The sequence below is a fragment of the Moraxella sp. TY6 genome (assembly GCF_048551375.1).
Taxonomy (GTDB): domain Bacteria; phylum Pseudomonadota; class Gammaproteobacteria; order Pseudomonadales; family Moraxellaceae; genus Faucicola.
The window spans coordinates 71,832-96,441 of sequence record NZ_JBLYZJ010000004.1 but is presented as its reverse complement, the minus strand read 5'-3'; the positions used below and the strand labels follow the sequence as shown (position 1 = coordinate 96,441).

Genomic DNA, 24,610 nt, shown 5'->3' with positions numbered 1-24,610 from the left:
ACCAATCTATTTTATTGCTAATTTAAATGACGATACCATATACCCAACTAAAATAATGAGCGGTCTAGCTTACCACATCGAAACCTGCGTCTTCAATGGCTTGGGTAAGTTTATCCATGTCAATTTTGCTGTCGTCATAGTCAATCGTGGCGTTTTTTTGCTCAAGGCTGACGCTGACGTTTTGCACGCCGTCTAATTGGCTAAGGGCAGTTTGCACGCTTTTGACACAACCGCCACAGGTCATGCCGTCAATATTGATAATAGTTTGCATAAAAATTCCTCTGATTGAATTTTATAGTGAATTAAAATTGAAATCATACTTTAGCATTTTGGGCGTATACAATACGCCCCTACAAAAACCATCCTATTTCTAATTTAAAAGATTTATACTTGATAAAAATACTTAGGCTATTTTAGACCTTTTTTGGTAAGCCAATTTTGCATTTGCTGAATTTCTGGATTTTGGGCATTTTTGATTTGTTCGGCTAGTTCTCGCATGGCTTTGTCTTTACCATATTTTAGCTGAACATCCGCCATATCCACCGCCCCTTGATGGTGCGGTATCATGCCTTTAACAAATGCCACATCCGCATCCTTGTCCATCATACCCTGCATCATGGCGTTATGGCTTTTGCCATTGCCTGCTTGATAGGCTTTTACCACCGCTTGCAAATCCTCTGTATGATTTGCCAAATGGCTGTCTTGCTTTAGCCAATCTTGCATGAATTGAATTTCACCTTGTTGGGCGTCAATGATTTTTTGGGCAAGGGCTTTCATCTCGGTATCTTTGCCATATTGCAACTGCACCTTTGCCATTGCCACTGCCCCCTCATGGTGCGGAATCATACCTTTGGCAAACATTTCATCGGCATTGTTGGCTTGTAGCCCTGCCGTCATGTCGGTGTGCATAGCACTCATGCTAGCCATATACGCATCAATATGAGATGGTTGGCTCGCTGTACTTGTAGTAGCACTTGCGATACTAGCATGGTCATGGTGCATGGCTTGAGTTTGTGCGGGTATGGTTGAACTCGCTGTTGCACTGGTCGTGTTCGTTGGATGCTCTGTTGACTGGGACTGTTTTTGGTTTTGGTCACAAGCACTCAAAGCCATACTAACAGCAAGTACAATCGATAAAACGTTGAAAGATTTCATAATGACACTCTTGTTTATTCGTCAAAAAACACTTGATTTTTCATCATTGTATCCAATATAAACCCTAACACTATGTTAAGGTCAAGCAAAAAATGAATATTAATGAAGTAACAAAACTTACAGGATTATCCGCACGTCAGATAAGGGAATATGAGAAACTAGGGTTATTACAATCAATAAACCGCACTGAGTCAGGTTATCGGATTTTTAACCAACCACAAATCACACGTTTGCAATTTATAAAACATGCTCGAGATGTAGAATTTTCGTTAGCTCAAATCCAAGCCTTGCTATCTATGCAAGACAACCAACAACGTAACAATGCTGATGTAAAAGCCTTGACTGGTCAGCATATTGAGGACTTAAACCAAAAAATCGAACGTTTGCAAGCGATGAAGTCAACCTTACAGGCATGGCATGATAGCTGTATGGGTGACGGCTCACCGCAATGTCGTATTTTAGAGGGCTTGATGATGGGAAACGCCTGTCACAAACAGTAGAAAGGCTAAATACTTCAATATGCTAACTCAAAATTAGCGTTTAATGCGTATCCAACACCGCAAAACCTTTGACCAAATCATCAATTTGTTTTAACTGTGCCAAAAACGGCTCAAGCTGATTCAATCGCAATGCACAAGGGCCATCACATTTGGCGACTTCTGGATTTGGATGAGCTTCCAAGAACAATCCTGCCAATCCCACCGCCATACCTGCCCTCGCAAGCGTGGTAATCTGCTCACGGCGACCACCTGCACTGTCCGCTCTCGCCCCAGGTTGCTGTAAACTATGCGTCACATCAAAAAACACAGGCACGTTCATCTGCTTCATGGTGTCAAACCCGAGCATATCCACCACCAGATTATTGTAGCCAAACGCACTGCCACGCTCACACAAAATCACCTTGTCATTGCCTGCCTCAAGGCATTTATTGATGATATGCTTCATCTCATGTGGGGCAAGGAATTGGGCTTTTTTGACATTGATAATCGCCCCAGTTTTTGCCATAGCTTCGACAAGGTCAGTCTGACGGCTCAAAAACGCAGGCAACTGGATAATATCCGCCACCTCAGCGACTGGCTCGGCTTGGTACGGCTCATGCACATCGGTAATAATCGGCACATTAAAGGTTTTTTTGATATCCGCTAGCCATTCCAAGCCTTTTTCCATCCCATGCCCACGGAATGAATACAGGCTTGACCGATTGGCTTTATCAAAACTGGCTTTAAACACATAGCCGATGTTAAGGCGTTTGCAAATATCAATATAAGTTTCGGCAATTTCAAAGGCAAGGTCACGGCTTTCGAGTACGTTCATACCACCGAATAGCACGAATGGTTGGTCATTTCCCATGATGATGTTGTTAAGGGTAATGTGAGATTGGGCTTGGGGAAGTTGTTGGGTCATAGTTTTCTCTTTTATTTAAAAGGGTTAATAATGGTGAGCTGTCCATTGATGGTCTGCATGTGGTGCATATCTTCGGAATATAAGGTATCAACGCCACTGGCTAAAGCGGTTGCAATAATAAGGCTATCCCAATCTGATGTGACTTATCTAGCATTGGCTTCTTCTCTATCGAATTTATAATCAGCAGGTAATCTCCCTTTCATGGTATTAAATAATTCTTCTAGCGTTAAAATCTTCTCACCAGCATCATTTAATCGAACTACCTCTGCCTTAGCCTTCTTTCGTGGTTTTTTTGACTTTATAAAATTAAAAAAATTAACCACTTCTAACTGCTCTGTCCGAGATAAAATGGAAAAATCCAAGGTTTCTCCTGCCACTTGAACAACTGAATTTGCCATCACAAACTCCTTTCTGATTATTAAAATACTGTCCTCACTATACCATAACTTTGTCAAAACAAAAAAGCCATCTGATTGAAGTAACAGATGGCTTTTATTGAACATTAAAATTATTTTTTCGCCATTTTGGCAGCCTCTACAAAGCTATTAAACAGCGGATGTCCATCACGAGGCGAACTGGTAAACTCTGGGTGATACTGCACCGCCACAAACCAATCATGGTTCGGAATCTCCACCGACTCGACCAAATGCTGTTTGGCAGAATAACCCGAGATTTTCATCCCTGCATTTTCAAGGTCATCAATATAGCGACCATTCATCTCATAGCGATGACGATGGCGTTCGGTAATCACAGCCGAACCATAAATCTGACGCAGTTTAGTATCTTCGACCAGCTCGGCTTTTTGTCCGCCCAATCGCATCGTACCGCCCAAATCTGACGTATCGCTACGCACTTGTAACTCGCCTTTTTCATCAAACCATTCGGTAATCAAACCAATCAATGGAGCTTTGGTTTTCTTATCAAATTCAGTCGAATTGGCTTCTAGCTTCAAGACATTACGAGCGAACTCAATCACCGCTAACTGCATCCCCAAACAAATACCCAAAAATGGGACATTATTTTCACGAGCATAGGTAATGGCTTTCATCTTACCAACTGTACCACGCTCACCAAATCCCCCCGGTACAAGCACAGCATCAGCGGACTGTACGGCAGTCATTAGACTGTCATCGGTTTCGAGCTTTTCGGCATCAACATAGTCAATTTTGACTTTGACTTCATTTTGAATCCCAGCGGCAAGTAAGGCTTCGTTAATGGATTTATAAGCATCAGGTAGTTCGACATATTTACCCACCATCGCCACGGTCACAACAGGCAAATCACTGGTCAAAGTTTTGGTGACGCTATCCCAGTCTGACAAATCAGCTTCTGGGGCGGTAATACCAAAACGCTCACAAATCAAATCATCCAAATGTTGGTCGTGCAGTTTACGTGGGATTTGGTAAATACTTTGAGCATCTTCACACATGATGACCGCACGTTCTTCGACATTGGTAAACAGGGCGATTTTTCGGCGATTGTCTTCATTGATACTGTGTTCGCTACGCAAAATCAGCACGTCTGGCTGTAAACCAATCGAACGCAATTCTTTCACCGAATGCTGGGTAGGTTTGGTTTTGGTTTCGCCTGCACTCGAAATATATGGCACAAGGGTCAAGTGCATGAGCATCGCACGGTTGCGACCCAGTTCCACTTGAAGTTGACGTACCGCTTCCATAAATGGCAAGCTTTCGATATCGCCCACTGTACCACCAATCTCAATCATAGCAATGTCGTAGCCTTTGCCACTTTCGATGATGCGATGTTTGATTTCATCGGTGATATGCGGAATGACCTGCACCGTACCACCGAGGTAGTCGCCACGGCGTTCTTTTTCGAGAACATTGAGATAAATACGTCCACTGGTAAAGTTGTTGGCTTTGGTCATCTTAGAATGGCGTAAAAAACGCTCATAATAGCCCAAATCAAGGTCAGTTTCTGCCCCATCTTCGGTGACGAATACTTCACCATGCTGGAATGGACTCATCGTACCAGGGTCAACGTTGATATAGGGGTCAAGCTTGGTCATGGTGACTTTCAGACCACGGGCTTCAAGGACGGCTGCGACAGAGGCGGCGGTGATACCTTTACCAAGAGAAGACACCACACCACCTGTTACAAAGATAAATTTAGTCATAGGAATTTTCGCTCACAGGTAAAAACGAATTTTACTAGAAAATGGGGGTAAATGGCAATAAAAAACCCACCTCGAAAGGTGGGTCTTTACGATAGCAAGATTCTAAATCAAATTAGAATTTGTATTCGATACCAGTACCAACGCCAAATTGAGTGTCATCGCTACCATCATCAATTGCAGCAGCATATACATGACCAGTAGTGGCTTTATTGAAACCGTATTTTCCACCAACTACTACACGAGTAACATCATCAGCATCTTTAGCACCACCTTGATTTTGGACTAGGTCTAACTGACCATAGGCAGTCCAAGGCGTTGCAGTTTTATAAGTTCCGCTTAAAGCAAAGGCATTTTCTTTTTCAGCAGCACCATCAATATCAAGCATTTGATACAATGCACCAACAGTTAATGCTGGGTTGATGTCATAAGAACCACTGATACGGAAATCTTTTACTAAGTCGCTACCAATACCAATGTAAGTTGCACCTAAACGGTAAGGCTGGTTGGTAGGTTCATACTGGAAACCAACACCATATTTATCATAGTTGCTTAACCCTAATTTAGCTAGGTCATCGTTCGCTTTATCTTGATCGCTATCAAGAGCATACATTGCCAATGCATTAAAGCCATTATAGTTTGGTGATACGTATGCAACTGCGTTATCAGCACGAGGGGCAGAAACTGAAGCCAAAACATCGTCACCACCTAATACACCACCAGCAGTTACGTTAGCATAGTTAACCATGTCATCAATGGCAGTCAAACGACCTGCTAATGCAGTACCGTATTGTTTGTTTGATAGACCTAAGTAAGTATCACGTGAACGAAACTGAGTTTTAGCGTTTGAATCAACATCAACACCATACTCTAATTGATAAACCAAGTCAGTATTGTTAGTTAGAGCTTCTGCACCTTTAAAACCAACTTTAGAACCTGTTGAATTTAAAGCAGTTTTTGATTCATCACCAAAATCTTGATAATCAAGAGTCAAGAATGCTTTACCATATACTTGAGGGGCTGCTTGGGCAGCAGAGATTGAAAGAGCAGCAACAGCAGTCGCTAAAAGTACTTTTTTCATGGGGTTCTCCACGTTAACAAAAAACATTTTTTAGTCTTGGGCTGCTCAAAAGCTCACCCACTGATTGTAACAGGTCATTATACATAACACGACCTATTAAGGTTTAACTCCACCATCTAGCATAAATCAACTAAATTGTGGTTTTATTATAGCAAAGTTTTAGCAAACTTTCACGTCTATTTTATGACAATACTTACTAAACTTATACTTGACGGTATTAGGATAACAACTTTGAAATAATTTGCAATACTTTTTATCTTAAAAACTTAAAAAAAAGACCCAAGAGCGTGACTCATGGGTCTTTTTTTGTATCTAAACCAATAATTAGAACTTATATTCTAAGGCTGTACCTACGATGGTTTTGTCTTCATCTTTAGTACCTAATTTATAATCTTTATTGATTTGTGCAACATACATGTGGGCTTTGGTAGCTTTGTTAAAGCTATATTCACCACCTAACGCAATTTCAGTGGCTTTATCGTCTTTAACACCTTTATAGTTTTCAGTGGTCGCATACTGTGCTTTGATTGCCCAAGGTGTCTCACCAATTTTATACTTACCACTTAATACCAATGATTGCTCATCTTCAGATTTGTTGTAGATATTAGCATTTTGATACATTGCACCTAGAGTTAGACCTTGTACCAAATTCATTTTACCCATGTCCAAAGCACCAGTAATACGCCATGCGTTATCGACATCCACCACATTGCTATCATAAGCACCTGCCACATACACACCATTTTGGTCATAAGCCAATGAGGCTGAATAAGCATTATCTTTTTGTTTGGCTTCGCTTGTGGTGACTGCTTCAGTTTTGACTGTACCATCTGCATTCAAAACTGCTGGTTTAAGCACTTTATTAGCACTATCGTCATTTTCTGATAAGGCAACCGCCGCCATAAAGGTCACTGGATAACCGACAATCGCAGGTGATTTATAAGCTAACACATTGTTGGCACGAACTTCATCTGATAATACTTTACCAAGGTCAGTTTCTTTATAATCTTCGAATTGAGCCACGCTACCTTTTGATAGCTTAAATGGCGTATCATGGCGACCTGCTAAAAGTGTACCATATTGACGGTTGGCTAGACCTAAGAAAGTATTACGAGAGTTGAACTGTGGTGAATTGTCATCAATGTTAATACCGTATTCAAGTTGGTATACTAAATCGGTATTTTCGGTAAGCTCTTCATCACCTTTAAAACCAATGCGAGAAACATGAGATTGTAATAGCGTTTGTTTGGTATCTGAGGCTGTTTCATTATCGGTATTGATGTAGTCAACACCTAGTACAGCTTTACCATAAACCGTTGGCATAGCGTGAGCGGCTGAGATAGAAGCCAACGTGATGGCTGAAGCGATTGCGATTTTTTTCATAAGGATTTCTCCACAGTATCCTAAGTAAGGCTATAGGTTGGCTATAACCCAGTCATTTACAGGTGAATTTTGACAACATTTTGTTACAAAACGATGAAATAAGTAACAAAATAGTGTGTTAAATCTACCATTCTTCCTTGTTTAGTAAGATTAGCGGAGAATTTTACATTTTGCAACATGTTTAATAAAAATATTTATACATTATGGATATGTTGCCACATTGCCAAGGCAGTTTTGGTCTTGGCGACATCATGGGTACGCACGATGCACGCCCCTTGTTGTACTGCCAATAGCCCTGCTACCATGCTGACATTGTCACGCTCATGGACTTCATGGGGTAACCCTGCTTGTCGCAATACGTCACCCATCGAGCGTTTGCGAGAGATTGCCACCATCACAGGTCGCTCAAATTCATGCAAGCGATAAAATTGATTGAGCAAGGTCATATTCTGCTCAAAATTTTTGGCAAACCCAAAGCCTGGGTCAATGATAATATTATGCCGTGGTACACCAGCTTGGGTGATGGCAGTGAGACGTTGCTCTAGCTCATTGAGTACGTCTTCGACCACATTATCGTAGTTATCGAGTTGGTTCATGGTGGTGGGTTCGCCACGCATGTGCATCAGCATGATTGGTATATTTAGCTGACAAGCCATCTCCACTGCTCCCTCACGACTTAATCCTCGCACGTCATTCCAAATCCCTGCCCCCACTTCGCTACAGGCTTGCATGACGGTGGGCGAACTGGTATCCACGGATAACCAAATATGCTTGTCGCTGTTTTGACGTAGTTTTTCGACCACCTTGACCACTCGCTCAAGCTCTTCACTTTCGCTGACTGGCGTGGCATTGGGGCGAGTGGATTCACCACCAATATCAATGATGGTCGCCCCATCTTTTATCATTTGTTCAGCATGGCGTAGGGCGTTGTCAAGGGTGTTATGTTTACCCCCATCAGAAAATGAATCTGGTGTGACGTTCAATATACCCATGATATGAGGCGTGGATAAATCCAATACTTGATGGCGGTATTGAATGTTAAACTTGGGAATTGGGTGTAATTGCATGGTGGTTTGACCTAAGTAAAAAAACCGCTATCAAGGATAACGGTTTTGGGTGGATGCTCATTCATTACATCGCAGGTAATGGCGGTGGATTCAAGGCACTGTTACCTTCGACAGGCAATGCAGGTTTGTCAAAGTTGACTTTAACAGGTTCTTGGTACACTTTTGGTTCACGAGGTGGCAAGCCTGCCATGATGTCTTGGAGTTGGTCACGGTCGATGGTTTCCCATTTCATCAAGGCTTCTACCATGGCGTGCATTTTATCAGGATTGGCTTCGATTAATTCACGTGCAATACGGTATTGCCCTTCCAAAATACGGCGAACTTCGTCATCAACTTTTTGTTGGGTCGCTTCAGAGATGGTGCGAGTCGCCCCACCAAAGTAGCCAGAATTTTCATCCTCTTCGTAGACCATCACGCCCATGGCATCTGACATACCATATTTGGTAACCATCGCACGAGCCATCTTGGTAGCACGTTCAAAGTCATTGGATGCCCCTGTCGACTGCTGATTGATAAACACTTCTTCGGCAATCCGCCCACCAAATAAAATGGCAAGGTCATTGAGCATTTTGGATTTATAGATGCTAGTTTGGTCAAATTCTGGTAATTGCCACGTCACACCCAACGCCCAACCACGAGGCATGATGGTGACTTTATGTACAGGGTCTGTACCCGGTAGCATTTCGGCAACCAGTGCATGACCTGCTTCGTGATAGGCAGTGGCACGGCGTTCTTCTTCACGCAATACCATTGATTTGCGTTCAGGCCCCATGTAGAGCTTGTCTTTGGCTTCTTCAAAGTCATTCATATCAACCGAGGCTTTGTTATTGCGAGCGGCAAATAAGGCAGCTTCGTTGACTAAGTTGGCAAGTTGAGCCCCACTAAACCCCGGTGTACCTCGTGCCAGTGAGCGGATATCCACACCGAGTGTTGATGGTAATTTTTTGAGATGCACACGTAAAATATGCTCACGTCCTTTGATATCTGGCAAGCCAACTTGGACTTGACGGTCAAAACGTCCCGGACGCAATAAGGCTTTATCCAATACATCGGCACGGTTGGTCGCAGCAATGACAATCACACCATCATTGCCTTCAAAGCCATCCATTTCGACCAATAATTGGTTGAGGGTTTGTTCACGTTCGTCATGCCCACCGCCCATGCCTGCCCCACGATGGCGACCGACCGCATCAATTTCGTCAATAAAGATGATACAAGGGGCGTTTTTCTTGGCTTGTTCAAACATATCACGAACACGGCTTGCACCCACACCCACAAACATTTCGACAAAGTCTGAGCCAGAAATTGAGAAGAAAGGAACTTTGGCTTCACCTGCGATGGATTTGGCAAGTAAGGTTTTACCTGTCCCCGGAGGCCCAACCATCAACACACCACGAGGAATGGTTGCCCCTAATTTGGTGAATTTTTCTGGGTCACGCAAGAAATCGACAATTTCAGTCACTTCCACTTTGGCTTCATCACAGCCTGCGACATCATCAAAGGTGACTTTAATTTGGTCTTCAGAGAGCATCTTGGCTTTGGATTTACCAAAACTCATTGGCCCTAAACCACGTCCACCCCCTGCTCCACCGCCATTCATATTTCGCATGATAAATAAGAATAAACCGATAATCAAAATCACAGGGAAACTGGCAATCAATAATTGCATCATCAGCCCTTGACGTTCTGGGCTTGCCCCTTGGACATCGACATTATGCTTGATGAGTTTTGGCATCAATTCGGTGTCAGTGACGGCAGGACGCACGGTTTCAAAGGTTGAACCGTTCTTTTTTTCGCCAATGATTTGTTCGCCATCAATTTTGACGCTTTTGATTTGGTCGGTAGCTACTGCGGTGACAAATTGAGAGTAGTTGAGCTTATCAGGTTGCGTGCGAGTGTCAAAGTTGCTAAAGACTAGCACCAATAAGACAATCACAATCGCCCATAATAAGGTATTTTTTACCATGTCGCTCACGTTGTTTTTCCATCCTTTGCGTTATGGGAGTTGTGGGTAAGAGGGGTTGTTTAATGAAATATTATAATAACAGCACAATATAGCATGATATAGGGTACGAACTTAATATTTACAAGCAATTAATGTGTTATTTTATGGTTAAGGGGTGTTACTTGTTTCTTTATAAGTAAGTGAACAAAATTAAATATGGTTTTCCGTTCGCCCTGAGCTTGTCGAAGGGTAGGAAAACCGTTATGGTTCGACAGGCTCACCACGAACGGTTTTTTATAATTTAAAATTGTTCACCTACTTATAGTGAATTAAATCAAAATAAGACGTGAACATTTTGGGCGTATGCAATACGCCCCTACCACAATGTCTTATTTCGAGTTTAACATCTATCGCTATCTTAGCTTACTATTTGGTCGCCACCCAATACATTTCTTTTGACCTTGCACGAGAGGCGGCAGGTTTGATACTACGTACTTTGCTAAATTTTTGTTGAATTAGCTTACGCAATTCATCCGAGCCTTCGCCTTGGAATACTTTGATAATCAATGAGCCACCGACTGGCAAGACTTGTTCAGCAAAATCTACCGCTAATTCACATAGATACATCATACGTGGCTGGTCTACTGCCGAAAACCCAGAGGTATTGGGGGCCATATCCGATAGTACGACTTCAACTTTTTGGTTGGCAACTTCTGCCATGATTTTATCAAAAATTTCTTGCTCTCGAAAATCACCTTGAATAAAGGTTACATTCTCTAAGGTATCCATTGGTAAAATGTCGGAGGCGATAAGTTTACCTGTATCACCGACCATTTTGCCTGCGACTTGCGACCAACTGCCCGGTGCAGAACCCAAGTCCACCACGGTCATGCCTTTTTTGATTAGACCCAACTTGTCGTTGATTTCGATAAGTTTATAGGCGGCTCTAGCACGATAGCCATCACGTTGGGCAAGTTTGACATAGTGGTCATCAAGGTGTTCTTTCATCCACGCTCGGCTACTTTTGGATAGTTTTTTATTGGTAATTCGGGTTGCCATACAGGGTATCTACCATCAAAAGTTGTTAATTATTAAGAAAATGGCAATATTTTAACATAAAATTGCCCCCTATCGTAGGCTTTGCTATACTACAGAATCATTTACTTATGCGGAATTTTTTATTTCTATGACAAAATCATCTTTGAGCAATGCTGATATCAAACATCTAAAAGGTATTGGACATCAATTAAACCCGATTGTGACCGTGGGCGGACAAGGTCTGACTGATACCGTGATTGAAGAAATCAACCGTGCATTGACCGATCACGAACTCATCAAGGTCAAAATTCCTGCTGGTAGCAAAGACGAGCGTGATGCGGTCAATCAAGCCATCAGCGAAGCCACTGGTGCGATATTGGTCACTAGCATTGGGCGTGTTTGTTTATTGTTACGTGAAAATCCAGAAGCCAATCCAAAACTATCAAATTTGGCAAGATTTGGTTAAAGAAACCCCTTTAACCACACAAAAACGCACAATAATATCATTGGCAATTCGGCTATCAACCACCATACAATAACTTCTAATCGACCATTTTTTGTGTACTGCTACCATGACCGAATCCGCCACACCACCAGCCACCTCGCCTAACACACACTTAACACACATAAATAGTACGTATACAGATAGTACGCACACGGATAGCGATGCCGTCAGTCATCCCCGTGTGTCGTTGATTAAACCCTCCAATCTGCCAGATTTAAAAACCTTTTTCTTTGCGATTGTCAGCGTTATCATCGTATGGTTGCCTGTGTTGTTACTGCATTTGACGTTGGTGATGTTTTCGGGCTTGGTGGTGTATGCGTTGACACGTGGGATTGCCAATATCATTCGTAAGCAAACCCCTCGCTTTTTGCCTAGATTGGGCAAGGCGATGGCTGTCAAACAGCGTGCCGAATCGGTGGGCATTGTGGTGGTGATGGTATTGCTGTTTTTGGGGATTTATATTTTTGGCGATTGGGTCGCAGATAAAGCCAGTGTTGAACATTTTAATAATTTATTTAACCAAATCATGTTGGTGATTGAGCAATTACACCGTTATTTGCCTGATTCGATGTCACGACATTTACCTGTTTCTACCGCATCGTTTAAAACGATGCTGATGGATATTGTCAAAAATCATGCGTCACAACTGCAACTGGCTGGGATTCATACCATACGAGGGCTAGGCTATGTGCTGATTGGGGCGGTGATTGGTGGGATTGTGGCAATTCAAGTGCCTGCTGATGCCAATACCCATACCAAACCACTCACTCGCCATTTCCGCCAAAAATTCGATGAGCTAATGACAGGCTTTAGCGATGTGTTTTTTGCCCAAGTCAAGATTTCGACCATTAATACGATTTTGACTTCGATTTATTTATTGGGGATTTTGCCTGCGATTGGGCAACCCTTGCCAATGGCGTGGACAGTGGTGCTGATTACCTTTGTGGCAGGATTATTTCCTGTGATTGGTAATTTGGTATCAAATACCGTGATTGTGTTACTTAGCCTAACACATGGCTTGGCGGTCAGCGTCATGTCATTGATATGGCTGATGGGTATTCATAAACTGGAGTATTTTTTGAATGCTCAAATCATTGGACATAAAATCCGTGCCACGGCGTGGGAGTTGTTATTGTTTATGTTGGTGCTAGAATCGACCTTTGGAATGGCAGGGTTGGTGTCTGCTCCGATTATTTATGCCCAAATTAAACGAATTTTGACAGATAGAGGTTGGGTGTAATAAAAAATAAATGATATTGAAAAAAAATTACACCATCACCATATAATTACTGTTACAATCAAATTTTACTAACACCTGTATAGGAAACAACCATGACAACTATCGCAAATAACAGCGTCGTCGAATTTAACTACACCCTAAAAGATGACGAAGGCAATATCCTTGATCAGTCACAAGGTCAGCCATTGGCGTACTTACACGGTCATCAAAACATCATTCCTGGTCTTGAAGCCCAACTTGAAGGCAAAACCGTGGGTGATAAATTCACTGCAAGCGTAGAGCCAGCTGATGCGTATGGCGAGTTTGATGATGCAGCCGTGCAAGAAGTTCCTCGTGAAAACTTCCAAGGCGTGGACAATATCCAAGCAGGTATGCAATTCCAATCACAAACGGATGATGGCTTTGTGATGCTAGTGACAGTTAAAGACGTACAAGATGACGTGGTTATCGTGGATGCCAACCACCCATTGGCAGGTAAAAAACTACATTTTGATGTTGAAGTCGTGAATATTCGTGAAGCCAGCCCAGAAGAGTTGCAACATGGTCATGCCCACGGTGCAGGCGGTCATCATCACTAAGATTGATTGATGTGATTTAAAGTCGTAGGGGCGTAATGCTTACGCCCTTTATTTAAAGACATGAACTTGGGCGTATGCAATACGCCCCTACAAAACTTGTCTTATTGCTGATGTAAACGCTGATATTTCTGTAGAACACACAGCAAAAAGCCATATCGTGATGATATGGCTTTTTGCTTGCTATCCTAGCATCGGTAGTCTAATCCTTTAGACCCTCATACGGTTTTGTGAAAATATTGATGTATCCTTTCATCTCACTTCACTTATTTGTCAAACTATCTATCCATGATAATTTCACAAACATCACTCCCTGTTAACGGCTATCTATCCTTAGTTCTCAATCCTTGAGTCATTCCCTGTGCCGTTGAATGTATTATTACAAATTTTAACAGAGGAAAATAGTCGCCAAAACGTCAATGCGTGTAAGCCATAGCTTACAAAAGATAACCGTTAACTATCACCCTATTGACTCGCATTGCTCAAAGGCATGGCATCGAGCATAATCTTGGCAGATTCGATAATAAAGGCTTCGGATTCTGGGAGTTTTGGGCGTTCGGCTTGCTTCATACGGCTACGTACTTCCATTTCGGCATCTTGAGCGGTTTGGTAAGCTGTCCAATCGCTGTAAGGTGCTTCGCCTAAGGCTTGACGTTTGGTATTTTCGGCTTGTAGGGTTTTATTTTCGATAGCAAGGCGATAGGCTCGCACTTTATCAATGTTAAGATTAACAGGTTTTTTATCATCTTCCTCTTTACGAATGGTGTTGAGAGCAGTGATGTAATTAAAGTAAGGGTTGGTGGCTTGGCGTTGTTTTGACAAGTCATTCAGTGTTTTGAGTGTGGCTGGGCTATAGTTGCCAGCAGGTTTGTAAGGGGCAGAACGGATGGTGTCCCATTGCAATGGGTTTTTCATGGTACGTTCGCCATAGTCCAAACCATCATAAATATTGACCAAAGGTACGTCTGGAATCACGCCTTTATTTTGGGTGCTACCGCCTGTGATACGGTAAAATTTACTTTGGGTCAAGGTCGCCGAACCCAAGGCTAAACTGTCAATTTGACGCTGGGCAGAGCCTTTGCCTGTGGTGGTGCTTCCCACGATGATGCCTCGTCCGTAGTCTTGGATGGCAGCGGCAAAGATTTCACTGGCAGACGCTGAACCGAGGTTGACCAGTACGGTCATTGGTTTGCTAAATAGTTGTTCGCCTTGGTCTTGGTCTTCATAGACTTGGATATTGCCACGGTTGTCACGAATCTGTACCAAAGGCCCTGATTTGACAAACAAGCCGATCATTTTGGCAACTTCATCCAACGAACCGCCCGGATCATCACGTAGGTCAACGACCAACCCATCAACGTTTTGGGCATTAAGGGCTTTTAGGGCATTTTCGGTATCAATGCTCACGCTACGGTAGCTTTCACCTGCTCGGCGTGCTTTATAGTTCAGATAAAATGAGGGGATTTCGAGTACGCCAATTTTTTTGTCCACACCGTTGTTGTCCTTGACGCTAATCACTCGATGGGTCACGCCAGATTCTTCTTGTTGAATCACGTCACGCACCAAGGTGACATTCCGCCCTGCACTGTCTGGGGCATTGGGGGCTTTGACACGAATGACCACGGTTGAGCCTTTTTGCCCACGAATCAAATTGACAATTTCACGGGTTGACCAACCCACGGTGTCGACCATGGTTTTACCATCGCTTGCCACACCGATAATGAGGTCATTGGCTTTGATTTGCCCAGAGCGTGAGGCAGGCCCGCCATCGACAAGGCTGACGATACGTGTATAGTCGGAGTTTCTGCGGTCAGGTTGAATGGATACGCCAATCCCCACCAATTCAAGGCTAGATTGGATTTGCATTTCGGTGGCTTGCACAGGGGCAAAATAGTTGCTGTGCGGGTCGTAGGTCGCCATTGCAGAATTTAACACGGTTTCCATGATTTGGTCACTGGTGATACGTGCCATTTGGGCTTGTTGGCGTTTTAGGCGACTTGCCAACACGACATTTGGGGTGCGTTGTTCGTTTTTGACCAGCTCTTGGGCGTTATATTTATCGCTATTGGCTTGTAAAAATTGGTCTTTGGCTTTGTCTTCAGCTTGGTTGATGGTCATGCCAATCAGCTGAGAAGTGAGTTGTTTTTGCCAAAAATCTTGTTGTTCAGCCACAGTTTTGAAGCGTGGTAATTTTTCACGGTTCATTACTACCGTGTCATTGCGTTTAAGGCTGACTGGTTTTTGTAAAAATTTATCGGCAAATTCATAATACGCATTTGACCGTTGGGTAAAGCGTTTATAAATGTCAAACGTTGGAGCAAGGTCGCCACGCTTGAGATAATTGGCAAAATTTTCGCTATATTTTCGTTTAAATTCATCCACGTCAGATTGTAAAAACAAACTACGATTGGGGTCTAAGCTATTGATATAATCATCAAAAATTTGCTGACCTGTCTTAGTGTCCATTCGTTTATCAAGATAGTGACTACGGTCAAGTAAAGAGGCGACTTGATGGGTGACTTGGCGTTGTTCACTGGTGATGTCACTGGCAAGTTCGGCGGCGGTGGCGGATTGGTAGCCTTGAACTAACAGCGTGCCACCAATCGCAAGGGCTAAGACACTGGCGGTAATTTGTGGGTATTTCATGGTCGAGTCCCTGTGAAATATAACTAAGCAACATATAACTAAAAATTACGCTATCTTAGCATTATTCAAGGACTGAAAGTATTGGTGCGGTGTAACTTTTTCTTAATTGGAGGACTTACGCATAAGCCACTGGATTCCTGCATTCGCAGGAATGACGAAAAATTTATGGAATCGTCACCCCTGCGTAGGCAGGGGTCTAGCGTCTTTATTCGGAGAAATGAAGTTAAATTTGCGTAAGTCCTATTGATATTATTTCACGCCAATTTTTGCCAACACATCACCCAATGCCAGCATTTGCTTTTCGCCATCGGCACGGCTGACATATTCATAGGTGACTTCGCCATTTTCGCTGATATTTTTCTCAGAAATCACGATACGGTGTGGAATCCCTACCAATTCCAAATCAGCAAACTTCACGCCTGCCCGCTCATCACGGTCATCTAGAATCACATCCACACCTTTGGCTTTAAGGTCGGCATATAATTTTTCTGCCAATTGCATCGCTGTATCATTTTCGGCATCTTTCATTTTGCCTTTAATCATTGGCACAATCGCCACGGTAAAGGGAGCGATGCTTTCGCCTGTTGAGCTGGTTTGCCAAATGATACCATTGTCGTCATGGCTCTGCTCAATGGCGGCCGCCACGATACGAGTCACGCCAATACCATAACAGCCCATGGTGGTAATCACAGGTTTACCCTGCTCCCCCATCACCGCACAGTTCAATGCTTTGGCGTATTTTTCGCCCAATTGGAAAATATGCCCCACTTCGATACCACGGCGGATTTGCAGTGTCCCTTGTCCGTCTGGGCTTGGGTCGCCCTCGACCACATTACGAATGTCAGCGACTTGGGTAATTTGGGCATCACGTTCCCAGTTGACACCTGTGGTGTGGTAGTCAGGCTTATTCGCCCCACTGACAAAATCTGCTAACACAGAGGCACTGCGGTCAACAATCACAGGCATATTCAAATCAAACACGCCAATAAAGCCTTTATGCAAGCCAGCATCAATCATGGCTTGTTCGCTTGCCATCGTGAGTGGGACTTTGACTTGTGGCAGTTTTTCGGCTTTGATTTCATTTAAGGTATGGTCGCCTCGAAGCACCAAAGCGACTAACGTTGGCTTGCCATCTTCTGTTGGTTCCCCCTCTACGATAAGGGTTTTGACTGTTTTTGCTAAAGGTAAACCCAAATGTTCGGCGACTTGCTCACAAGTCGGCATATTTGGGGTGGCAACATCAGTTTTGGCTTGGGTGGCTTGCCCACGTTCACCGCCATTGTCACCCACTGTCACTGCCTCGGCAAGTTCGATATTGGCAGCATAATCTGAGCTATCCGAAAACACGATATCATCTTCACCACTATTGGCAAGCACTTGAAACTCATGTGACGCAAAGCCCCCAATCGAGCCTGTATCGGCTTGGACTGGGCGAAAATCCAAGCCTAAACGTGTAAAGATATTGTTATAAGCACGGTACATATCGTCATAGGTTTTTTGCAACGATGGCTGGTCGATATGAAATGAATACGCATCTTTCATAATAAATTCACGGGAACGCATCACGCCAAAACGTGGGCGGATTTCATCACGGAATTTGGTTTGTACTTGATAATAGCTGACTGGCAATTGTTTATAGCTTTTGAGCAAATTACGAGCGATGTCGGTAATCACTTCTTCATGTGTTGGGCCTAGCACAAAATCACGTTGGTGGCGGTCTTTAAAACGTAGCAATTCAGGGCCATAATCTTCCCAACGTCCAGATTCTTGCCATAATTCAGCAGGCTGTACCACAGGCATCAATAGCTCTTGGCAATTAATGGCTTGCATTTCTTCATGGATAATTTTTTCGACTTTATTAAGGACTTTTAGCCCCATCGGTAGCCATGTATACAGCCCTGACGCAAGTTTACGAATCAGTCCTGCTCGGAGCATAAGTTGGGCGGAAATAATGTCCGCATCGGCTGGGGTTTCTTTGAGGGTAGCAAAGGTAAATTGACTGGCTCGCATGACACACCTTATTGGATAAAATTTTAAGTAACATGATATCTTATTTTATGCGGGGTAGTCGTGCAAGTTTTTTTGTTTTATCAGCGATAAAAAAATGCAAAACTTTAAATCTTGATAAATCAACACCATATTTTAGCTAATACAACCTATCAATTTTGTGGTCGTTTAAATTAGGAATAAGACGGAGTTTGTAGGGGTGTATTGCATACGCCCAAAATTTCATCGTATTGATTCTGATTTAATTCACTATAAGGGGAACACGCCATGACCAACCCATTGCCACCCATCACCCCAACCCAACACACCTCATCACCCACCCCAAAATCACCCAAACGCCCTTTTTTTTGGCTCTCACTGGTATTATTTGCCATTATTTGTGGATTAATCACAGGATTTTGGCAATATCAACAAAACCACAAGCCCAAAATCCAAACCCTTAGTCGTGACGGTGTGATTCAAAAAATCCAAACCTTAAACCGCCTACAAACCGTTGCCTACAGCGTGGATACCGTGATTCAAAGCCACAAAGAAGGCTCTTGGCAAAAATTATGGACGGACGAGCAAAAAGGCTTATTCGTGGCTCATGGGCGAGTGCAAGCAGGTATTGACTTAAACCAATTGACCGCCAATCACGTCATCATCACAGGCGACCCCAACGACAAAGACCATCCCACACCACAAACCATCAGCATTACCCTCCCCCCTGCCCAAGTGTTTGACACTTACCTTGATAATATCGAAGTATATGACATCGAAACAGGCATGTTTGGCATGGTGGACATTGACCCACAGATTTTTGCCCAAGCCCAAACCGTAGGGAAACAACAAATTTTGACAACTGCTTGTCAAGCAAATATGCTAAAATTAGCCACAGATAATGCCCAGCACCAAATTCAAAGTTTATTTGCTTTAGCCAATGTATCTGTGCAAGTCCATACCGTTGCACCGAAAGCTTGTCATTAACTATAAAAGATAAAAGGTAGAAAATCCCCCCTTTACCGTCTATGCTATTGGCTAGAATATTGTTAAAATTTGATACTCATTAATAATAGCGTAAAAACATTATTTTACCACTTTTAAGTACCCTATTTAGTATAAATAGGTCTTACATAGCTCAATAAAAATTGAGTTTTATTTAGCGTTTTTGTGAATAAAGGAGTAGATTCTGCATGAGTTCAGTGACCAATTCTGACCGTCTAACCAAAGTCATGCGGATTGCTTTAGTCGGTATTCGTCCAGCCGACCAAGTGATTTTAAAAGGCTATTTGCGTATTTTATTACGTCTAGAAGCAGATTTAGAATGGGTTTCTGCCAATCATCATGTTATTGATTTGTTTATGATTAATAATGAGTTTCAACATGCAGACAGCATTCAAAAACTTATCAATAATAATACTCATGCTGCCACCTTATACATTACTCGTGATAGCCGTGAAGAAGGCGACTTGGTTGGTAATTTACTTACTCTACCCCTCAAACAAAACGACATTGATATTCTAAACAAATGGTTACTAAGAAACATTGCCTTACTGGGTGGGCAAAGTCAACAATATACCCAAACAGCATCATCCACATCATCTGAGCCAAACCGTTTATCGGAAAATGAGTCAACTACCAGACCAATTACACGCCAGTCCCTTGATGATATTATTGCCAGTCGTGCGAATGGCAATAACGCACAAAACCTCACTACCACACCTAACATCACGTCATCAACCACACCTGCCCCAACCGCTGACAGCACACAAACCACCCAGCAATTTATCATAACCTTGGTCAATATTTTACAGCAGTTACAGCTACGTGAAGATGGCTTATTTAGCATCACCGACTCTCAAGGCAAATTGTTGGGCTATCTCCACCCAAAACGCCAACGCATCTGGTTAACCAATGCCCAAACCAGTTTACTCAAAATCAGTGCTATCAAGCCGATTCCCATGTCCAGTCTGATTGATAACCTAACACCTGAAGACTTGGTACAATGGCTATGGCAACAAGCCACCCAGCAAAGCGATTTATTGGCATCTTTGGTCATGCCAAATTTACCTTATCATTTAACCAGTTGGGTCAAACCCAATGATTCTGAATTACGCCATGATCAGCTCAAAATTCAAAGCGTACTAGAAAAACGCTCGGTGAATTACCAACAATTAGTGAGCCTATCGCAATGTGATGGTAATGCTTCCGTGGTCACCCAAACCTTAGTCGGATTGATAGTCGCAGGGGTTATGCCAAAAAGCTTTTATACCCAATTGGCTGAACAATTAAAAAATGCCCAAACCACCACCAGCCATACAGAAACCAGTTTCACATCGCTAACCAACCACACCACTTACCCTCATGCGACCAGTCCTCATGCCACAACATCCCCGTCAATGACCAACCACAGCGTAGGACAAACAGGCTCATCAACCATGCCTAGCTCATGGGGTACAGCAAGCGATTCAACAGCAGAACAACCGACCCAACCTACGGCGACAGCACACGCTGAAGAGTCAGAAGACCATGGTATGAAAGGCTTTTTATCTCGTTTACGCCGTAAACTTGGCTTATAATTTTGCCAAATTGATTTAGTACAAAAGTCGTTTTTAGTGTATGATAGTGAAATAATGCTCATGCACTAACCTTCTTAAAACTACCAACTCTAATAAAAATTTTGATATATAAAAAAGGCTAATTTGTATGCAACGTCTTAAAATCGTCTTTAGCGGTCCGATGGGTGCTGGGAAAACCCAAGCCATTGCTAGCTTATCTGACATCCCAGTCGTGTCAACCGAGGTCAAAAATACTGACTTACACATTAATACCAAAGCGTTGACGACTGTAGGTATGGACTATGGCGAGTTGGTGCTAGATGGCGGTGTCAGTATTGGGCTGTATGGTACACCCGGACAGGAACGCTTTAATTTTATTTGGCCGATTCTATCCCAAGGGGCATTGGGTGTGATTATCCTAATCGACCATTCATCTGCTGACCCTGTGGCAGATTTGGCAAGCTACTTGGACACTTTCTCTAAAATCTATGATGGACGCATCGTGATTGGTGTTAGCCAAGTGGATAAGATGCCAGAGCGTGATTTTGCCATTTATCGTGATTGGCTAGATAGCCAACAAAAGAACATTCCTGTATTTGCTGTAGACATGCGAAAACGTGACGATGTATTGCTTCTAGTCGATACGATTATTGCATCATTGGAATTGAATACTTAAAAATTGCCTGCTTAAAAATTGAATATTTGGTTTGTCACTCATTGTTTTTAATGTTAATACGAATTTATTGGATATAATTATGAATGAAAAGCTGTTTCAAATGGAAAGTCGCATCAAACCCAGCGATAAATTTATTTCTTCCTCAAATGAAGTATTGCATGAGTTAGTGCATACCACCAGCGGTATTGATGGGGTACTACTCGCTTCTACGGATGGTTTTGAGGTCAATTCTATTTTCCAAAAAACCTATGATGGTGGCAAGCTGTCAGCGGTTGGTAGTTCGATTTTGGCATTGGTACAGGCGTTGACCAGTGAAGCCCAATTGACAGGTTGTCGTTCGGTGATTTTGGATGCCGAAAACGGTAAAATTATGATTAGTGCCGTACCAAACCAACATCAACCGATGATTGTGATTGTCGTCACCAAGCAACAAGTGCTATTGGGTCAAATCATGCACGGTATGAACAAAGCCATTCATAGTTTAATGGAATTGGATAAAGAATTACATTAGGCTTTACGACTCGGATTGATACCCAAACACCGACCCTGCTGTCGGTGTTTTTTTATGCCACACATCATGTCATTTTTATACAACTCTCCGTTTATCGCCATATTTCATCAATGTGTCATATTTGTGTAATAACATACACAAAATTTTTCCGTTTATAACAAAATCTGTACATTTTAGCGTCATTTATCGCCTTATGCCACCTTTGTCTTATATAGCAAAGTTGGCAAAAATCAACGGTTTCTTGGACATATTGAGAGTATAATGCCCAACCTATTTTCTAGCCTTACCACCCGTATTATAATGGTATTATTGGTGGTATTTGCCATCTGCTTGGCAATGATATATTGGATTATTGCCGAGCGAGGTAAGCCTGAAGTCAACCAATTGGCTTCTTCGACTGTGATTGAAACAGGAAATGAAGCGGTCAATGGCTTGTTGGTACGGATGCAACAAATCGACAGTATGGCAACGACCAGTAGCCAAATGGTTGGTAGCTTACCAAAACAGGCGGAGGTAATCGAAGGGGCATTGGCAAATGTGGTCAAAAATACCGATAGCCGTATTATTGGTATGGGCATGTGGTATGAGCCGACCATGTTTAACCCTACTCAAGAACAACAAGCCTTTGTGTGGGAGCGTAATGCCAAGGGCGAGATGAGCCTAGACCCGCATTATCAAGCCATTAATCCCAATACAGCAAGCCGTGCAACTGCCCTTGCTAGCCAAAACACTGCCACAAATGCGACTACGCCCACCTCAGCGAACGCCTCAAAAACCCCAAAAACATTGGATACACCCTATCATCGTGAATGGTGGTATGTGCCTGTTAGCTACGCCAACCATGATAGGTGCGTGTGGAGTCGTGCCTATATTCACCCTACCTCAAAAATCCCTGTGACCACCTGTGCCAAAGCGGTTTTTAATGCCAAAACCAATGCGTTTGAAGGGGTGATGAGTATTGATACAGCATTGACACGCCTTGCCACGACCATGCAAACATGGCAAGAAAAGACAGGTGGTTATGTGTTTATGGTGGATATGGACAATAACTTTTTGACCTTTCCCAACGAAACCATTGTCAAACAAGTGACAGCAAATAATCCACAAGGCGAGATGATTAATGTGGATACGTTTACCCAGCAACATCATTATTTTCAGCCGATTGCTAAAAGCTTAAATGGCATCAACCAACGCTTGATTACCCAAGCCAAAACCAATGATAACAATCGTTTTGATTTTATTTCCAACCTATTGGTCAGTAGCACCAATTTGCAACGCACCACCCCAAAAGAAGCCCAAATCCTCACCGCCATGCTGATGAAACAAGGCAAATCCGAGCTAGGATTGGCACAAGATAATTTTGTCGAACAAGTCGCTGTGGCACATGATGAACTACTCAATCAGCCTGCCACGGCATTTATTTTTTCATTACCTGCCATCAATTGGAAAATGGTCATCGTCAAGCCCAATGCCGAATTGACAGCATTTGCGAATCGTTTAGGTAAACAGCTACAATGGTATATGCTGTTGGGATTTTTACCCATCTTGTTATTAAGTGCGTATTTATTCCGTCAAATGTTGGGTCGCCCACTGGTGAGAATGGCAAAAAATATGCGTCAAATGGGCGAACTTATCGAACAAAAACGCTATCTTGCACTTACTCAACATAAACTTGCCCCATCTCGTGTTGGTGAAATCAATGTCATCTCCGATGCGATGAACCAACTGATTGACCGAGTGGTCGAAAATGAAGGCACACTGGCACAGGTCAATGAACAGCTTGAACTTAAAGTCAAACTTCGTACCAATCACCTACAACAAGCCATCAAAGACCTCAAAGCCTCACAAGTACAACTGGTACAATCCGAAAAAATGGCAACCTTGGGTCAAATGGTCGCTGGTGTCGCCCATGAAGTCAACACGCCATTGGGCTATGTTCGCAGTAACCTTGAGCTGATTGACGATAATCTACAACGCTATGATGCACTGGTACAAAGCACCCAACACCTCAAACAAGTCTTCCAACAACCCAGCGATGATGCCGATATCGAACACGCTCTGACACAAACCTTGGCATATAGTGATGAATTGGTTGCCGATGATGTCAACGATGACCTCAAAGCCCTAATCAGCGATGCCCAATTTGGCGTGGGGCAGATTTCAGAATTGGTGCTGAGTTTGAAAGACTTCTCTCGTTTGGATGAAGCCAAAATCAAATCGGTCAATATCAATGACTGTATTCACAGTGCGTTGACCATCGCACGTAATAACCTCAAACACCTAGAGGTAATCACCGAATTGCAAGCGGTATCTGCTATTAGCTGTAATCCATCACAAATCAATCAAGTATTATTAAATCTACTAAATAATGCCTCGCAAGCCATGCCCAATCAGCATGACGGCAAAATCAAAGTCACTAGCTTTGAAGACAGCGACAATGTCTATATCAAAGTCATTGACAATGGTCTAGGCATGCCACCTGAAGTGATGCACAATATCTTTGAGCCATTTTTTACCACCAAACCTGTGGGTGAAGGCACAGGCTTAGGACTAGCGATTTCTGCCCAAATCATGGAACAACACCGTGGCGAAATCACCGTAGAATCCCAACAAGGCACTGGCACACGCTTTACCCTACGCCTGCCCAAAACCTCGACTGAGCCTCATACCGCCCCCAAACTTGCCATTGAAATGGAGTGAGTAACC

General features: G+C 43.0%; 21 protein-coding genes. 9 read left to right on the top strand and 12 right to left on the bottom strand.

Annotated elements, in window-relative coordinates; all coding sequences use genetic code 11:
• Positions 1-64: 64 nt before the first annotated feature.
• Positions 65-271: a heavy-metal-associated domain-containing protein gene (locus ACK1U4_RS04290; RefSeq protein ID WP_419400342.1), complete on the bottom strand. Its 207-nt coding sequence runs from the start codon at positions 269-271 to the stop codon at positions 65-67.
• A gap of 137 nt (positions 272-408) precedes the next feature.
• Positions 409-1,155 (bottom strand): DUF305 domain-containing protein, encoded by a 747-nt coding sequence (locus ACK1U4_RS04285; protein WP_419400343.1) that lies wholly within the window; start codon positions 1,153-1,155, stop codon positions 409-411.
• 92 nt (positions 1,156-1,247) lie between these two features.
• On the opposite strand from ACK1U4_RS04285, the gene ACK1U4_RS04280 reads away from it, so the two are divergent.
• Positions 1,248-1,655, top strand: a complete 408-nt coding sequence (locus ACK1U4_RS04280; protein ID WP_419400344.1) for a MerR family DNA-binding protein — start codon at positions 1,248-1,250, stop codon at positions 1,653-1,655.
• Positions 1,656-1,695: 40 nt separating this feature from the next.
• Here the strand turns inward: ACK1U4_RS04280 and kdsA are convergent, their stop codons facing one another.
• The 8 genes from kdsA to rlmE all read right to left on the bottom strand — a co-directional run bounded on the left by kdsA (position 1,696) and on the right by rlmE (position 11,228).
• On the bottom strand, positions 1,696-2,559 hold the full coding sequence (gene kdsA, locus ACK1U4_RS04275) for a 3-deoxy-8-phosphooctulonate synthase (protein WP_419400345.1): 864 nt from the start codon (positions 2,557-2,559) through the stop codon (positions 1,696-1,698).
• 143 nt (positions 2,560-2,702) lie between these two features.
• Entirely contained in the window at positions 2,703-2,957 is a 255-nt protein-coding gene (locus ACK1U4_RS04270; RefSeq protein WP_419400346.1) for a hypothetical protein, read from the bottom strand.
• Between the two features lie 110 nt (positions 2,958-3,067).
• Entirely contained in the window at positions 3,068-4,696 is a 1,629-nt protein-coding gene (locus tag ACK1U4_RS04265; protein ID WP_419400347.1) for a CTP synthase, read from the bottom strand.
• A gap of 112 nt (positions 4,697-4,808) precedes the next feature.
• A complete protein-coding gene (locus ACK1U4_RS04260) occupies positions 4,809-5,774 on the bottom strand; it encodes a porin (RefSeq protein WP_419400348.1) in 966 nt (321 codons plus the stop codon).
• Between the two features lie 324 nt (positions 5,775-6,098).
• The gene (locus ACK1U4_RS04255; RefSeq protein ID WP_419400349.1) at positions 6,099-7,157 is read right to left on the bottom strand and encodes a porin; all 1,059 of its coding nucleotides are present in this window, start codon (positions 7,155-7,157) and stop codon (positions 6,099-6,101) included.
• Between the two features lie 194 nt (positions 7,158-7,351).
• On the bottom strand, positions 7,352-8,224 hold the full coding sequence (gene folP / locus ACK1U4_RS04250) for a dihydropteroate synthase (RefSeq protein ID WP_419400350.1): 873 nt from the start codon (positions 8,222-8,224) through the stop codon (positions 7,352-7,354).
• Between the two features lie 64 nt (positions 8,225-8,288).
• A complete protein-coding gene (gene ftsH, locus ACK1U4_RS04245) occupies positions 8,289-10,190 on the bottom strand; it encodes an ATP-dependent zinc metalloprotease FtsH (RefSeq protein WP_419400411.1) in 1,902 nt (633 codons plus the stop codon).
• A 405-nt stretch (positions 10,191-10,595) separates the two neighbouring features.
• Positions 10,596-11,228, bottom strand: coding sequence for a 23S rRNA (uridine(2552)-2'-O)-methyltransferase RlmE (rlmE, locus tag ACK1U4_RS04240; protein ID WP_419400351.1), 633 nt, complete (start codon positions 11,226-11,228; stop codon positions 10,596-10,598).
• A gap of 127 nt (positions 11,229-11,355) precedes the next feature.
• On the opposite strand from rlmE, the gene ACK1U4_RS04235 reads away from it, so the two are divergent.
• From ACK1U4_RS04235 to ACK1U4_RS04225, 3 genes are all read left to right on the top strand, one after another.
• Complete coding sequence (locus ACK1U4_RS04235; RefSeq protein ID WP_419400352.1) at positions 11,356-11,673, top strand: YhbY family RNA-binding protein; 318 nt, start codon at positions 11,356-11,358, stop codon at positions 11,671-11,673.
• A gap of 91 nt (positions 11,674-11,764) precedes the next feature.
• Positions 11,765-12,952: an AI-2E family transporter gene (locus ACK1U4_RS04230; protein ID WP_419400353.1), complete on the top strand. Its 1,188-nt coding sequence runs from the start codon at positions 11,765-11,767 to the stop codon at positions 12,950-12,952.
• A gap of 92 nt (positions 12,953-13,044) precedes the next feature.
• Positions 13,045-13,530 (top strand): FKBP-type peptidyl-prolyl cis-trans isomerase, encoded by a 486-nt coding sequence (locus ACK1U4_RS04225; protein ID WP_419400354.1) that lies wholly within the window; start codon positions 13,045-13,047, stop codon positions 13,528-13,530.
• Positions 13,531-13,992: 462 nt separating this feature from the next.
• On the opposite strand, the gene ACK1U4_RS04220 is transcribed toward ACK1U4_RS04225, so the two are convergent.
• Both ACK1U4_RS04220 and ACK1U4_RS04215 read right to left on the bottom strand, forming a co-directional pair.
• Entirely contained in the window at positions 13,993-16,173 is a 2,181-nt protein-coding gene (locus tag ACK1U4_RS04220) for a carboxy terminal-processing peptidase (protein WP_419400355.1), read from the bottom strand.
• Positions 16,174-16,422: 249 nt separating this feature from the next.
• A complete protein-coding gene (locus ACK1U4_RS04215; RefSeq protein ID WP_419400356.1) occupies positions 16,423-18,183 on the bottom strand; it encodes a proline--tRNA ligase in 1,761 nt (586 codons plus the stop codon).
• A 264-nt stretch (positions 18,184-18,447) separates the two neighbouring features.
• On the opposite strand from ACK1U4_RS04215, the gene ACK1U4_RS04210 reads away from it, so the two are divergent.
• The 5 genes from ACK1U4_RS04210 (at position 18,448) to ACK1U4_RS04190 (ending at position 24,604) form a co-directional block, all read left to right on the top strand.
• A complete protein-coding gene (locus ACK1U4_RS04210; RefSeq protein WP_419400357.1) occupies positions 18,448-19,146 on the top strand; it encodes a DUF4230 domain-containing protein in 699 nt (232 codons plus the stop codon).
• A gap of 206 nt (positions 19,147-19,352) precedes the next feature.
• On the top strand, positions 19,353-20,738 hold the full coding sequence (locus ACK1U4_RS04205) for a hypothetical protein (RefSeq protein ID WP_419400358.1): 1,386 nt from the start codon (positions 19,353-19,355) through the stop codon (positions 20,736-20,738).
• Positions 20,739-20,859: 121 nt separating this feature from the next.
• A complete protein-coding gene (locus ACK1U4_RS04200) occupies positions 20,860-21,393 on the top strand; it encodes a GTP-binding protein (protein ID WP_419400412.1) in 534 nt (177 codons plus the stop codon).
• 100 nt (positions 21,394-21,493) lie between these two features.
• A complete protein-coding gene (locus ACK1U4_RS04195; RefSeq protein WP_419421661.1) occupies positions 21,494-21,904 on the top strand; it encodes a roadblock/LC7 domain-containing protein in 411 nt (136 codons plus the stop codon).
• A 261-nt stretch (positions 21,905-22,165) separates the two neighbouring features.
• Positions 22,166-24,604 (top strand): ATP-binding protein, encoded by a 2,439-nt coding sequence (locus tag ACK1U4_RS04190; RefSeq protein WP_419400360.1) that lies wholly within the window; start codon positions 22,166-22,168, stop codon positions 24,602-24,604.
• Positions 24,605-24,610 lie beyond the last annotated feature (6 nt).